Genomic DNA, 14,271 nt, shown 5'->3' with positions numbered 1-14,271 from the left:
TTACGTTAATAAGGTAGCTAAACATGGATAGTAAAGCCCCAAAGGCACTGTTAAAAGCACAAAAGTTAGCAAATTTACTTGATACCGCTGTTAAGTTACCGATTATTCCTATTCGGATAGGCCTAGACTCTATCGTTGGCCTTATTCCAGGTGCGGGTGATGCACTAATGCTGCTCGTTTCTTTACGCATTGTGTGGCTGGGGAAATCATTGGGAATGCCCAGTGCATTGGTTGCGCAAATGGTAAAGAATTCCGCTATCGATTTTGGCTTAGGCTTTGTTCCCTTCATTGGCGATATCGTTGACGTATTTTATAAAGCAAACCAAAAGAACGTACGCTTAATGGAAAAGTGGTGGATAAGCGAAAATAAAGCCGATGTAGATAGTGCAACCCAAAAGAAGCTGGCGAAGTGGAGCGCCGCGCTAGATAAAGAATAACTTTTCGACTGTAAAGGTAGAGTAAAGAATAAAACTTTATCTGAGATTTTGAATCAAGATTATGCAATCGATGGTTCAACATTCTCAGGTGGGTTATGACAAAAATAGACAATGTCTTGCTGGTAAATCGGCGAACAATAATAAAGGCGGTAGCAGGTGTTTCTGCCATTCCCTTAGTATTTTCGTTTATGGGATGTGGCGGTTCAAGTTCTGATTCGTCTTCAAATCTCAATACGGGTACCTCCGACGATACGTCTGATGATGTATCGGACGATATCGCTGATACGACAGATGGTTGGGCTTCTGGCGGAACGTCCTCAATGACCGACGACTTTCCTGATGATTCGCTTTTTGACGACACTTCCGCCTGCTCGATTACTCTTACTCAGGCGCTAACAGAAGGTCCATGTTATTTTCAAAGTGAATACTTAGACGATATTTCAGATGAGCAAACTGGCCTGCCAATGATGCTTTGTTTACAACTGGTAGACGAAAGCTGTGCCCCGTTATCAGGATATGAAATTGAAGTATGGCATTGCGATGTAGATGGGATTTATTCTGGCGATACCAGCAGTAGTGCAGATAGCAGCAATTTTAATACCTCATTTTGCACAGGAAACGATAGCGACGCTTTACAGTCACAGTGGTTTAGAGGTATCGCCGTTACCGATGCGAGCGGGCGTATTAATCTTAAAAGTTGCTTCCCTGGTTGGTATAGCAGTCGCGCTATTCATATTCACTTTAGAATAAAGCAAAATAATAGCGATGAACTTATCTCTCAATTTGGTTTCTCAGATACGTTTGTGCAAGACATTTGCGTCAATCACACTGATTACGAACATCGAGGCGCGCCTGATACCTTGCTTGGAAGCGACACTGTGTTTAGCAGTGATTCCGACAGTTATTTATTCAATACCGCACAAAACAGCGATGGCTCTCTGCTGGCCTATAAACGAATTATGCTGAGCGCTTAGCATTATTGAATAGGCTTCATGGCATTAACTGGCTATGAAGCCTAGATCAGCGTTTAAATTAAGTAATTATCCTAGATTCATAAATACCACACTAATCGTTATCTATACTCATTGCGTAGCAACCTTTACTAATACGTGTTTGCCACGTAAAAATTAACGGAAAATGGAGTGTAGGATTAATGAAAGCGTCTGACCTTTTCGTAAAAGCGTTGGAAGCTGAAGGTGTAGAGTACATCTTTGGTATTCCTGGCGAAGAAAACCTCGACTTGCTTGAGTCGTTAAGAACCTCCTCAATTAAACTCGTACTCACCCGCCATGAACAAGGCGCGGGCTTTATGGCCGCCACTTACGGTAGATTAACCGGTAAAGTGGGTGTGTGCTTATCTACTTTAGGGCCCGGTGCCACAAACCTCGTTACTCCAGCCGCGTATGCACAGCTTGGCGCTATGCCCATGTTAATGATCACGGGGCAAAAGCCAATTAAAACCAGTAAACAAGGCCGATTTCAGGTTATCGATATTGTCGACATGATGCGCCCCATTACTAAATTTACTACGCAAGTGGTCAGCGGTGACCGTATTCCCTCGGTAGTACGCGAAGCATTTCGGTTAGCATCGGAAGAGCGCCCTGGTGCTGTCCATATAGAGCTTCCGGAAGATGTTGCTGATGAGCACACCTCAGTACCATTGTTAACGCCTAGTACATCAAGACGCCCCATCGCCGAATACAAAGCAATTTCATCAGCCATTTCAATGATTGAAGAAGCTACCTCTCCGTTGTTGTTAATTGGAGCGGGGGCAAATAGGAAATTAACCGCAAAAATGCTGCGCGAGTTTGTCGATAAAACGTGTATACCGTTCGTGACTACGCAAATGGGTAAAGGGGTGCTAAATGAAAGTGACCCTAGATTCGCTGGAAATACGGCATTATCTGATCATGACTTTGTGCACAGAGCGATAGAGAGAGCCGACCTTATCATTAATGTTGGCCATGACGTGGTGGAAAAGCCGCCATTCTTTATGCATGACAATGGCAAGAAAGTGATTCATATGAACTTCGAGTCAGCCGCCGTGGACCCTGTGTATTTTCCACAGCTTGAGGTAGTGGGGGATATTGCCAATAGCATTTGGCAAATTAAAGAAGGAATTACACCGCAAAGTGACTGGAAGCTCGACTTTTACAAAGACGTGCACGATGCCTATGAAAGACACAGAGCGGAAGCAGAAAACGATAATCGATTCCCCATTCTGCCGGAACGCTTTGTGCGTGACATCAGGAAGGTCATGCCAGATGATGGCATAGTGACCCTAGACAACGGTGTGTACAAAATCTGGTTTGCTCGCAATTACCCCGCGTACCACCCCAATACCTTGTTGCTAGATAATGCGTTAGCATCAATGGGCGCTGGTTTACCGTCGGCAATAGCAGCAAAGCTGGTGAAGCCTGATGTGCCTGTTATGAGCGTATGCGGCGATGGCGGCTTCATGATGAACAGCCAAGAAATAGAAACCGCGGTTCGTCTTAAGCTTGACCTAGTTGTGATCATCCTGCGTGACGATGCGTACGGAATGATTAAGTGGAAACAAGCTAATATGCAGTTTGATGAATTTGGTTTGGATTACGGCAATCCGGATTTTGTGAAGTATGCAAAAAGTTACGGTGCTCATGGTTGGCGTGTAGACAGCACAGAATTGCTCATTCCTATGGTGGAGAGTTGTTTAAGGACACCAGGTGTTCACGTTATTGATTGCCCCGTAGACTACAGCATGAACGATAAAACACTGAACCAGACGATTGCCGAGTTAAGCGCGAAATTATAAGGAGTGATCATGTTAAAAGGCAGCTATCCCTATTACCTTGCAAGCGAACCTTGTTTTGCAAATACCGATTTAGACGTAACCAATAAATACACAGGCGAAGTGGCCACAAAAGTGGCATTAGCCGATGCACAAGTCATTGATAAGGCCATTGAGGCTGCCGAAAAAGCACAGCCTGCAATGACGGCATTGGCGCCCTACGAGCGCCAAGCGATATTAGAACATTGCGTTAAGCGATTCACTGAACGTGCGGATGAACTAGGTAAAGCTCTGTGTATTGAAGCAGGTAAGCCGATTAAGGATGCTAAAGGCGAGGTCAGTCGGCTAATTGATACTTTTAAAATAGCCGCTGAGGAATCGGTGAGAATTAACGGGGAAGTGGTTAATTTAGAAATCTCTGCCCGCGCCAAAGGCTACCAAGGTATGACGAAGAAAGTGCCTATTGGCCCTTGTTCGTTTATCTCTCCGTTTAACTTTCCGCTGAACCTAGCCGCGCACAAAGTGGCGCCGGCTATTGCTGCTGGGTGTACGTTTGTGCTTAAGCCCGCTTCTCGCACCCCCATTGGTGCATTGATTATTGGCGAAGTGTTAGCCGAGTGCGAGTTGATGCCCAAAGGGGCATTTTCAATTCTTCCTTGTAGCCGCGATGGTGCCGATTTATTTACGACCGATGAGCGATTGAAGCTACTTAGTTTTACGGGTTCACCTGATGTAGGTTGGGCGCTAAAAGCGAAAGCAGGCAAGAAGCCTGTGGTGTTGGAACTTGGTGGTAACGCCGCTTGTATAGTAGATGAAGATGCTGACATAAGTGATGCTATCGACCGAATTATCATTGGGGCCTATTACCAGTCTGGTCAAAGCTGTATTTCTGTGCAGCGCTTATTGGTGCATTCTTCAATCTACGATGAATTTAAGTCTCGCTATGTAGAACGGGTTGAAGGCTTAGTGTCTGGCGATCCTAGCGATGAAGATACTTTCATTGGCCCCATGATTTCAGAAAGTGAGGCCAAGCGTTTGGAAGGTTGGGTTAATGACGCGAAAGAAGCTGGCGCAAGTTTGCTATGCGGCGGTGAAAGAGACGGTGCCATGCTGCAAGCGACAGTCATGGAGAACGTGCCAAAAGGCTGTGATGCCAACGCTGAAGAAGCGTTTGGTCCGTTATCTATTTTGCAGCCGTTCGACGATTACGACAGTGCCTTAGAGGAAGTGAATAACAGTCGATATGGGCTACAAGCGGGTATTTTTACTCGTGATATCTATAAAGCCCATAAAGCTTGGAACGTGCTTGAAGTGGGTGGAGTAGTAATAGGTGATGTTCCCAGCTGGCGTGTAGATAATATGCCTTATGGCGGTGTAAAAGATTCAGGTCTTGGCCGCGAAGGTATTCGCTATGCCATAGAAGACATGACAGAAACACGCCTAATGGTTATTCGAACGCCCTAGGCTTTAATAGGCAACATAGTTAATAAGCGGGCGCTTCTGATGGGAGCCCCCGCTTTTTTACTCCGCTGCAAAGGCTTCAAGGGTGGTTAGAGGAATAATATCAAGCGCACGCTCGTGGGTTGCTTCTAATCTAACTTTGGGCGCAACCCCCGCTTCATAAGCCTGTAACCATCTGGCGGCGCACAAGCACCATCTATCGCCGGGAAGTAAGCCTGCAAAGTCCATACTGGGCCAAGGCGTGATCAAGTCATTGCCTTGGCGGAGGGAAAATTGTAAAAATTCATTGGTAACTACCGCACACACACTGTGGTTACCCACATCTGCATCGGGCACATAGCAAAAGCCTTCTCTGGTGTAACCTGTGTTACCGCAACACAGTTGTAGTGGTCGTCCATAGACATTTTTAGCATTAGCCAAAACGAATACCTCTTTTTGCGCGTATAAGCATTGATTGTATACCTATTTCTAGTAAAACTCAGGCACCTGCAAGGCGGTGCTTGCACAATGCCCCAAGTGTTCTAGTTACGGGAACCTAGCGTAGATAGATTTGAATGACTTCCTATTTTGTAAACTGGTGTTAGTGCATGTTAGATAAAAGCCAAAAATCAGCGCCCATTAATTTTTCTCAGCAGGAAATTGACCGCTTTGATGCGCTAGCAGAAAGCTGGTGGGATCCCAATGGAAATTACAAAACCGCGTTAGATTTTAATCGTGCACGGCTATCTGTGATTGAGTCTCAAATAACCAGTCACTTTTTACAAAGTGGGCAAGCGCAGGGCTTTTCTCAAAATGCGTCTACAGCAAATTCCCAAACGAATTCCATTGATAAAACAAAGCCTTTCACAGGGCTTTCAATCGTAGATATTGGATGTGGTGGTGGGCTCATCAGTGAACCGCTTGCATTAAAGGGGGCGGATGTCACAGGCATAGATGCAAGCGCCATGAGTATTGAAGTGGCGAAACGGCACGCGAAGCGAAGCAATGTGAAGGTTAACTACATACATGGGCTTTCGTCCGACTTAGTAAGTCAAGATCGCCAATTTGATATAGTAGTTAATGCGGAAGTTGTTGAACATGTGCCTGACCAAGCGCAATTAGTACAAGAGTGTGCAAGCCTAGTGAAGCCAGGCGGATTATTGGTGCTTGCCACGTTAAATAGAACCATTAAAAGTTTTATTATTGCGATTGTAGGCGCTGAATATGTCATGCGATATTTACCCATTGGTACTCACGACTGGCAAAAATTTGTTAAACCCACTGAACTCAACCAATGGGTAGGTAAAGAGTTTACGCTTAGTCATGAGACCGGCATGGCATTAAATCCACTCACCAATGTATGGAAACTTACGCCTAGCCTCAGTGTAAATTATCTCCAAGTTTACCTTCGTACGTTATAAACCCAATAGTAGGTACATTGCCCTCTCGTCGTAGGCCTATTTAAATGCGACCTATTATGAATGTGGCCGCTACTTACTATTTACTTTCGTCAGCTATTCACTCTCGCTATTTTCTTTATTCGCGCATTAAATAGTATGAGGGCGCATACCCTTTCAGAGGACTAGCCCTCTGAATATAAAGTGTTTTACATTTATGCTCCTCGATAACCAAGCTCGCCACTAAAACCTTAAACCAAATCAGCTGAGCATGACTCTCTCATTTTCCTTGTTATTTACATTAATTTAACATAGAAATAACACAGGTCTGGCCTCAGACCACTAATGTTTATAATTCAAGGAACATGCAATGAAACTAAGAACGAAAATAACAACGCTCATGCTGTTTTTGCTTGTCGCAGTATTGCCATCTCAATCTTGGGCAGGCAACTATGCTAAAACACAATACCCTATTGTACTGGTTCACGGTCTCTTCGGCTTTGATGACATCTTGTTTGTAGATTACTTTTACAAGGTGCCTCAAAAACTATCTCGAAACGGCGCAGTAGTTTATATCGCAGAAGTGTCTCCTTCTAATTCAACCGAAGTGAGGGGAGAGCAGTTGCTCAACTATATTGACGATGTACTTGCACTTTCTGGCGCCCAGAAAGTTAACCTAATTGGCCATAGCCATGGGGGCCCAACAGCAAGGTATGCCGCGAGCGTAGCACCAAGTAAAGTGGCGTCAGTGACATCGGTAGCTGGTGTGAACTGGGGAAGCGCTGTGGCAGATGTATTAAAAAGTGGTCTTACGGAAGGGTCTGTACAAGAAGGTACGGTGGGGTTGATCACCGACGCTTTTGCTAATCTTATCGAACTTGCATCGGGTTCAGATCCTCGAGATAAACCCACAGATTCTGTGGCGGCACTAACCTCGCTATCCACCTCTGGTTCAGTGGCCTTCAACGCTCGTTACCCCGAAGGCATGCCCTCGGCCTACTGCCGCAATGACGGCAAACAGGTAGGCGAGAATGGTGTTTACTATTATTCTTGGAGTGGTGGTAGAACTTACACAAATGCGCTGGACGTGGTTGACCCTTTTCTTGCCATCACTGGATTAGCATTTGGTGAAACCAATGATGGGTTAGTGTCTTCGTGCAGTTCTCATTTAGGTAAAGTGCTTAAAGATAACTACAAGATGAACCACCTTGATGAAGTTAACCAAAGCTTTGGCATCACCCATTGGTTTGAAACGAATCCAGTGGATGTATTTGTTGACCAAGCCAACCGTTTGAAAAACCAAGGCTTATAATGAGCAGGTGGGTATTAATGGGAGGGGGCGTTGCCCTCTTTTTCGTACTCGTAGTTATTATTTCAATAAGCGAGAGTCAGAATGTTGGTGATGGGGAGATACGTGAAAATCGCCAACTTTCAACGTCAGCATTACCCAATAAAGAAGCGACAGAAACTGAAATTAAAAAAGCGCTTCAGCCAGTCAAGAAACTCAATGACCACGGCTCAAAATTGCCAGTATTCACCTTATATTTTGGTGTAAAAGACAATTTCGATCGCTTTATTTTTGCTAATAAAGGTGCTTCAGATAGCGAGGTTACTGAACGGTTTGCTGTAAATGCTAATAATATGTATGAGATTAGGTCGGCCATATACGCCGCTGATGTATTCACCCGATATGTTGAATATAAAGTGGCATTGGCAACTACCGATGCCGAAATCGAAAAGGTGCTCACTGTATCAAAAGAGAGCACCGTCACCGATGTTACTTATGCTGGTATTTCGTTAAGTGACGTTGAACAAAAGCTAGCAACGAGAGACAAGCTGCGACTTAGTTACTTTTCTCAACAAGAGTATGAGTACTTGTTTTCTGCCGATACGGCCATTGACGCAAGGGCTCTTGCCCGTCTTGCTATTGCTAACGATCGGGGCCTCTCGAGGGAGCAAAAACGCAATGAAATCTTTGGTCAATTAAACGCATTAGATAAGCAAGCAAAAGCGGCATTTCAACCTACCTTAAACATGGAGAAAATTAATCAACTTAAGCAAAAACTTGTAGATTCAGAGTCTCGTTACCACGCCATTGCAGCTGAATTTGGCCATCAGACAGCCGAGCGGTTTTCGGCATTATGGGAGGCGCAAGCACTATGGCAACAACGCGTAGATGCCTACCGCAAATATCAGCAACTCATAAGCGCTAGCGGAATGAAAGAGGATGCACGGCAAGATGCCTTGTCAACGTACAGGCACACTCACTTCTCGAAGACCGAACAAAAGCGGCTGCGAGTGTTAATCGACGCAAATCCGTGAACAGGTATAACCATTCAAACTTTTAATAGTTGTACCCTAATGGAATATGATTTGAACCCATGCGCAAGCAGTACTAGTCTGGTTGTTTACATCCTAACAATACGATATTGCCCATGAAAATTTACGAGACCAAAACAGCGCCTAATCCTCGCCGTGTTCGCATGTTCCTTGCCGAAAAAGGGATAGATAAGTCACAAATAGAGTATGTACAAGTAGATATTCAAAAGGGTGAAAATTTAAGCGCAGAAATGCGCGCTAAAAATCCACTAGGTAAAATTCCTATTTTAGAGTTGGATGACGGTACTTGTATTGCAGAAACCGACGCTATTTGTACTTACTTTGAAGCCATTCATCCTGAGCCTTCATTATTAGGCGCTACCCCTATTGAAAAAGCCACTATTTCGATGTGGCAACGGCAAGTTGAAATGGCGCTAATGTTACAAGTAGGCATGTGCTTTCAACACACCACAGGTTATTTTAAAGACAGAATGGTGCCGGTACCGGAATACGGTAAAGAAGCCGGTATCAATGCCTCGAAGTACTTTAATATTCTCGAACGCCGACTCGAACTACACGAGTTCATAGCGGGAGATACTTTTTCCATTGCGGATATTACTGCGCTATGTGCCATCGATTTTGCACGGGTGATCAATATTCGAATTAAAGATGAACAAACTAATCTACAACGTTGGTACGACAACGTTAGCAGCAGAGCGAGTGCAAAAGCCTAATGATAGATTTATACACCGCAGCCACACCCAATGGTTGGAAAGCGTCAGTAGCACTAGAAGAAATGGAACTCGATTATACTGTGCACGCCGTAAATTTAATGAAAGGCGAGCAAAAAAACGCTGAGTTCCTCGCCATGAACCCGAATGGCAGAATCCCCGTTATTGTGGATAAAAGCGAAGGCGACCATGTGGTTTTTGAATCTGGCGCTATCATGCTTTACCTAGCTGAAAAGACGGGTAAATTTTTACCCACAGATGCCAAAGGCCGAAGCCAAGTAATGCAATGGGTTATGTTTCAAATGGGGGGGGTTGGGCCAATGATGGGGCAGGCGAATGTGTTCCATCGCTATTTAGAAGAAAAAATCCCCATTGCTATCGACCGATATCAAAATGAAGTACGCCGATTGTTTACGGTGCTAGATGGTCGATTGAAAGACAACGAATATTTAGCCGGTGATTACAGCATTGCCGATATGGCGAACTGGTGCTGGGTGCGAACCTATGAATGGTCGGGCGTGAGCATTGAAGGGCTAGATAATTTAACTCGCTGGAAAAACAGTATCGAGGCACGCCCTGCGGCGCGCCGTGGCGTTGAAGTTCCCAATAAAATCGATAAAGAAGCGTTAATAAAAGGCGCTAAAAAAGTGGTAACCCGATAGCACGTTACTCTAATGTGTTAACGAATCCCTGCGCCAGTACTTTTATGTGCGCAGGGCCTATGCCGCAACATCCGCCCACAATCGAAGCGCCAGCGTTCACCCACGTTTGTGCGTACGCTAAATATTTTTCAGGGGTGACATCCTCACGCAACGTAGACAGCATTTCATTAGCATCGTGCTTTCTAACATGCTCTGAAAAACTATTGGCATAAACACCAATGGGAATATCGGCATTGTGCGAGTGCGTAAACGTAATGGCTGCTTCCATCTCTTCAGGCTGCGAGCAGTTAAACAACACGGCATCCAAGTTTTCTAGTGTGGGCAGTATTGCATTCAGTGGCTCACTAGAACGTAAGGTAACAGGGTTTGAAAAGTCATGACGATTACTGAGTGAGTAAGAAAGCCAAATTGGTTTAGATGAGTGTTTTTTTATTAAAGAGGTTACGGCGATGGCTTCTTCTACCGAAGATACGGTTTCTACAAGCCAAAAGTCGATGTAGGGTGTTTGTGCTTCAATCAACGGCAGCAAAATAGCAGCGAGTTTCTCGGCACAGAATAGCTCAGGTTTGTAAGAGCCAAAAGCCGGAGGAATACAGCCAGCAACAGACACATCACGCTTCTTAGCCATATTGCTGGCAATAGTGGCCGCGCGCTCTGCGAGCGAAAATGCTTGCTCATCAAACTGTTTTTGCCCTATATGAAAAGGCACTAACGCGTAAGTGTTGGTGGTAATAATTTTTGCACCCGCATCCACGAAGTTCTGATGTACTTGGGCTACTAAATCGGGCGCTTCGATTAATGAAAGAGCCGACCATTCAGGTTGCCTAAAGGGGGCTCCAACTTTTTCTAATTCTCGGCCTAATCCACCATCAAGAATTATAACGTTTGACGATGTCCCTACCGATGAGGCTTTTGTAGCCTTGCCTGTGAGTGAAGTTGTAACCACGTTACCCCTGCTTTTGTTTAACATATATACACTAATAGTAGTTCGCGATTAGCGACAAGTTTGCGCTGCCGATAGACTGCGCTTTGCTCCCTACGTTACCTGCACTAATACTACCTTGAGTAACGCCTCGAAGATCAGCATCTTTTAACGCGCTTTGCACGCAGGTAACCAATTCTTGTTTTATATTCTGTGGCATGGCTCCATCGATAATAATGCCATCTAGGTCGAGCATGCTAAATGCGCAATGTGTGGCAAAGGCAATACCCTTGGCTGCCTGTTCCATCCACACTTGAACGATGTGCATAAATTCTGGATTAGTTTTTAATCCAGACCAATGTTCCGGAGCCTCATATAATTTATTGCCATTTAGTCCCGCGTCATTCAGTTGTTTTTCTAGCAAGTATAGCGATGACTGGGTTATTAGTTGTTGCTGTTGGATTTGGGCGTTGGATAAAAAAGGTAAAGAACCAATTGCGCCTGCATTCCCCGATTTTCCAGTAAATAGCTGATTGTTAATGACCAAGCCGCCGCCAAGAAAAGTGCCAACAAATACATAGAGGAAGTGGTTAAATCGATGCGGGTTGCCGAAAGCCATTTCTGCACTACACGCCGCCGTTGCATCGTTACTCACATAGATGGGTAACTCTAGAAGCTCAAAGAGCGCAGCCTGAATATCAAGACGCTTCCATGCTTCTAACGCGTCAGCAGGAGCCCCGGCTTCTTCTGCCCAACTCCAGATTTCAAACGGCATGGCAATGCCTAGTCCGCGGATACGGGTTCGTTGCTCGTTACTGAGCTGTTGCGTTATTACCGACACACCGCGCTGGGTAAATGACAATAAGTGATCGACGGTGGGGTAGTCGACTTTTTCGTGAAGCGACGATCTTACATTGCCAGCCAAGTCTAGCAAGGTCATGTCAAAACTGCGGCGACCAATTTTTAGACCCAATCCAAACGCACCCTCTGCATTCAATCCAAAAGGCACTTTAGGTTGCCCAACACCACCGCGAACCGGCGGCAATCTCTTAACGAGGTCGTCAGATTCTAGTTTTTTAATAATGACCGTTGCCGACTGCGCAGATAAACCTGTGCGTTGCGCGATGTCGGCTTTTGGAATGGCGCCATCTTGACGAATAAGGGTGAGTATATCCCGTTCATTTTGAGTACGGTTGTCTAGTGGGGCAGTTGCACAGTAGTGCATGTCTCTTTCTAATGCGCTTTCTGATGAACCCGTGTGCTCGTGGGATTTTGTCATTTACAGTGTACCTGAATCATTATGGAGTGAATGTTATAACAAACAGCATCAATAAGTCATGGATAGATACTAATTCAATATCTTCAACATAATTCACCGAGGCGAGTTTTTCTCTACCAATCAAGCCGATAGATTACGCATTCATCACTATGGGTGTCAAAGTGATAAAATAATAAATCAACAAGGTTGATTTATCTGTGGTGCTAGTTAATACTATGCCCCAATTAATTAACTATAATTTAACGTGCCCGTCGGAATATCCTTCGGCTACGCTTATTATCCATGACTACAGCGGCATAAAGACTAATGTCATCGCTGTTAGCTTCAGCCAGAGGTGTTTATGAAAATTTTATGTTTAGGCGAAGTACTTATCGATATGTTAAGTGCGGGTGCGGCGGACCAAAGCGAAATGCCAGCAATGAATTCATTTCAGCCATATGCTGGTGGTGCGCCCGCAAATGTAGCGGTTGCTGTTGCTAAGCTTGGCGGCCAAGGCGCTATGGTGTCTAAAGTAGGGGACGATACCTTTGGCCGTTTTCTTCAAGATATGCTTAGCTATCACAATGTAAACACTGATTATGTTTGGAGTACGAAAGACGCCAATACGGCACTGGCCTTTGTTAATCTAGATAAAGACGGTGAACGTTCTTTCGACTTCTATGTTGATAATGCCGCACATAAGCACATTGGCGAAGATGACTTAGCCACGGTTGCCTGTGACGATACTAGCGTGCTGCATTTTTGTTCTGGCTCAATTTCAGGCCCAGAATTGCTACCTGGCACCGACTATATTCTAAATAAAGCCAAGCAAGAAAATATGCTTGTCTGTTTAGATATAAACTATCGCTCAGCGTTTTGGGACGACACAGCTAATGCCCCAGGCCGAATTGACGACGTGGCTAAGAAAGTGAGTATCTTGAAAGCAAGCCGCGAAGAGTTGTCAGAGCTTTACGGTGAAGAAAATGCCCAGACTCACGTACAACAATGGCTAGATAGCGGCGTTAAAGTGGTATTAGTGACTGATGGCGGAGAACCTATTCAGTACATAACAAAAGATTTCAGCGGTACCTTGGCTTCGCCAAAAATGGACGTAAAAGATACGACTGCCGCGGGCGACTCATTCATTGGTGGCTTTTTGTATTTCTTATCTACTAAAGTGGCTAACAGTGCAGAATTCGATAAGTGGGCAAGCAGCTTCGAAAACGTAAGCGAAGCCACCGAGTTTGCTATTCGTTGTGGTGCATACACAGTAACGCAATACGGCGCGTTTAGTGCACTGCCTACCATGGAACATATTGCGAAATAGGGAATGTATTGGCGCACAAAGTGTTGATATGAATATAGAGATATTATTAAAAAAGCAAGGCGAGTATGCCTTGCTTTTTTATTGCCGGAAATACATAGCGATACAATTTAAGCGAAGAGAGTAGGGCTTCTCACCTCTATACCGTTTCGTCTAGATTTAGTTTTGATGGAAAGAGCCATACAAATCGAAAGTAGCAAAATGACTAATGAACTTGGCTCGGGAACGAAATAGTTATCTACGCCACTGTCTGCAACTAAAGCTAGAGATGCGACCCCCGAATTAATTTGCGCCCATTCTAAGAAGGCATCGAAGTGATCTGTGCGAGGTAAAGATAGATTTCGACCCATTATACTGTTGTTTCTGATGAGCTCTTCTGGGTTTAGTGCGCCGCCGCTGTATTCATCGAATAAACCTATCATATGGCCGAACTCATGAGCAGCTATTACCCCTTGACGATTATACGAATAACCTGATGGCCTACCCGTATACCAATGAGTCAAGTTCACATTTCCATCACCTTCAGTGACATAAACAGTATGGTCAGCGCCCGCATTCGTGCTTAACCAATCCACATTAAATACAGTGTCGTAAAAATAAGTACCGTCAGATAAATCAAAGGCATTACTCCAAATGGATTCAATGCCTTCTTCCCATATGTCCCGCAGTGCGCTACCGGGGTCATCATCAGTGAGAAAAACGTCAACATCAATAAGTAAATCCTGATCAACAAAGCCAATATCGTAACTTGCCGTCCACGTAAAATTACCCCAAGGGTTTTGAGATAAAATACTATAGCTGACAGTCTCAGTTGCGATATTAGTAATTAGGCCAGCGTTACTCGCTGTGGAAAAAAGGAAAAGGAAACCAATAAGGCAATGTTTGAACGATCGCGAATACAGCATTATTTTTTGTCCTTGGCGAAGCATTAATTTAGGCTCGCGCACATTTAAAATGTATAACAATTTCTTTTCTAACAGTAAGTTAGATGAAATAGAAAAAGCTAATATA

The 14,271-nt window shown here is 44.6% G+C and carries 14 protein-coding genes; 10 read left to right on the top strand and 4 right to left on the bottom strand.

Annotated elements, in window-relative coordinates:
• Window positions 1-23 precede the first annotated feature (23 nt).
• The 4 genes from JKP82_RS09540 (at window position 24) to JKP82_RS09525 (ending at window position 4,671) form a co-directional block, all read left to right on the top strand.
• Window positions 24-437, top strand: coding sequence for a DUF4112 domain-containing protein (locus JKP82_RS09540; RefSeq protein ID WP_159533721.1), 414 nt, complete (start codon window positions 24-26; stop codon window positions 435-437).
• Between the two features lie 95 nt (window positions 438-532).
• Window positions 533-1,411: a dioxygenase family protein gene (locus tag JKP82_RS09535; RefSeq protein ID WP_159533719.1), complete on the top strand. Its 879-nt coding sequence runs from the start codon at window positions 533-535 to the stop codon at window positions 1,409-1,411.
• Window positions 1,412-1,590: 179 nt separating this feature from the next.
• Window positions 1,591-3,231 (top strand): acetolactate synthase large subunit, encoded by a 1,641-nt coding sequence (locus JKP82_RS09530; protein ID WP_159533717.1) that lies wholly within the window; start codon window positions 1,591-1,593, stop codon window positions 3,229-3,231.
• Between the two features lie 9 nt (window positions 3,232-3,240).
• On the top strand, window positions 3,241-4,671 hold the full coding sequence (locus tag JKP82_RS09525; protein ID WP_218396781.1) for an aldehyde dehydrogenase family protein: 1,431 nt from the start codon (window positions 3,241-3,243) through the stop codon (window positions 4,669-4,671).
• Window positions 4,672-4,728: 57 nt separating this feature from the next.
• On the opposite strand, the gene JKP82_RS09520 is transcribed toward JKP82_RS09525, so the two are convergent.
• Window positions 4,729-5,088, bottom strand: coding sequence for a DUF2237 family protein (locus JKP82_RS09520; RefSeq protein ID WP_159533713.1), 360 nt, complete (start codon window positions 5,086-5,088; stop codon window positions 4,729-4,731).
• Window positions 5,089-5,255: 167 nt separating this feature from the next.
• Here JKP82_RS09520 and ubiG point away from each other — a divergent pair, with 167 nt between their 5' ends.
• From ubiG to JKP82_RS09495, 5 genes are all read left to right on the top strand, one after another.
• Complete coding sequence (ubiG, locus tag JKP82_RS09515; protein WP_159533711.1) at window positions 5,256-6,068, top strand: bifunctional 2-polyprenyl-6-hydroxyphenol methylase/3-demethylubiquinol 3-O-methyltransferase UbiG; 813 nt, start codon at window positions 5,256-5,258, stop codon at window positions 6,066-6,068.
• Between the two features lie 346 nt (window positions 6,069-6,414).
• A complete protein-coding gene (locus JKP82_RS09510; protein WP_420838758.1) occupies window positions 6,415-7,356 on the top strand; it encodes an esterase/lipase family protein in 942 nt (313 codons plus the stop codon).
• Window positions 7,356-8,366, top strand: a complete 1,011-nt coding sequence (locus JKP82_RS09505) for a lipase chaperone family protein (protein ID WP_159533709.1) — start codon at window positions 7,356-7,358, stop codon at window positions 8,364-8,366. Before JKP82_RS09510 ends, JKP82_RS09505 begins: the two co-directional genes overlap by 1 nt.
• Before the next feature lie 113 nt (window positions 8,367-8,479).
• Window positions 8,480-9,097 carry a glutathione S-transferase family protein gene (locus tag JKP82_RS09500; RefSeq protein WP_159533707.1) on the top strand — a complete coding sequence of 206 codons (618 nt, stop codon included), beginning with the start codon at window positions 8,480-8,482 and terminating at the stop codon, window positions 9,095-9,097.
• A complete protein-coding gene (locus JKP82_RS09495) occupies window positions 9,097-9,756 on the top strand; it encodes a glutathione S-transferase family protein (RefSeq protein WP_159533705.1) in 660 nt (219 codons plus the stop codon). The genes JKP82_RS09500 and JKP82_RS09495 overlap by 1 nt, the downstream gene beginning before the upstream one ends.
• A gap of 4 nt (window positions 9,757-9,760) precedes the next feature.
• Here JKP82_RS09495 and JKP82_RS09490 read toward each other — a convergent pair whose 3' ends face one another.
• Both JKP82_RS09490 and JKP82_RS09485 read right to left on the bottom strand, forming a co-directional pair.
• Window positions 9,761-10,702, bottom strand: coding sequence for a homocysteine S-methyltransferase family protein (locus JKP82_RS09490; protein ID WP_159533703.1), 942 nt, complete (start codon window positions 10,700-10,702; stop codon window positions 9,761-9,763).
• A gap of 31 nt (window positions 10,703-10,733) precedes the next feature.
• On the bottom strand, window positions 10,734-11,957 hold the full coding sequence (locus JKP82_RS09485) for an ROK family transcriptional regulator (protein ID WP_246604380.1): 1,224 nt from the start codon (window positions 11,955-11,957) through the stop codon (window positions 10,734-10,736).
• Between the two features lie 340 nt (window positions 11,958-12,297).
• Here JKP82_RS09485 and JKP82_RS09480 point away from each other — a divergent pair, with 340 nt between their 5' ends.
• Entirely contained in the window at window positions 12,298-13,263 is a 966-nt protein-coding gene (locus JKP82_RS09480; RefSeq protein WP_159533701.1) for a carbohydrate kinase family protein, read from the top strand.
• A gap of 107 nt (window positions 13,264-13,370) precedes the next feature.
• On the opposite strand, the gene JKP82_RS09475 is transcribed toward JKP82_RS09480, so the two are convergent.
• Window positions 13,371-14,165 (bottom strand): PEP-CTERM sorting domain-containing protein, encoded by a 795-nt coding sequence (locus JKP82_RS09475; RefSeq protein ID WP_218396780.1) that lies wholly within the window; start codon window positions 14,163-14,165, stop codon window positions 13,371-13,373.
• Window positions 14,166-14,271 lie beyond the last annotated feature (106 nt).

The sequence above is a fragment of the Alteromonas lipotrueae genome (assembly GCF_019249215.1).
GTDB classification, from domain to species: domain Bacteria; phylum Pseudomonadota; class Gammaproteobacteria; order Enterobacterales; family Alteromonadaceae; genus Alteromonas; species Alteromonas lipotrueae.
The sequence above is the reverse complement of the archived record's forward strand: the minus strand, read 5'-3'. Positions and strand labels throughout refer to the sequence as shown.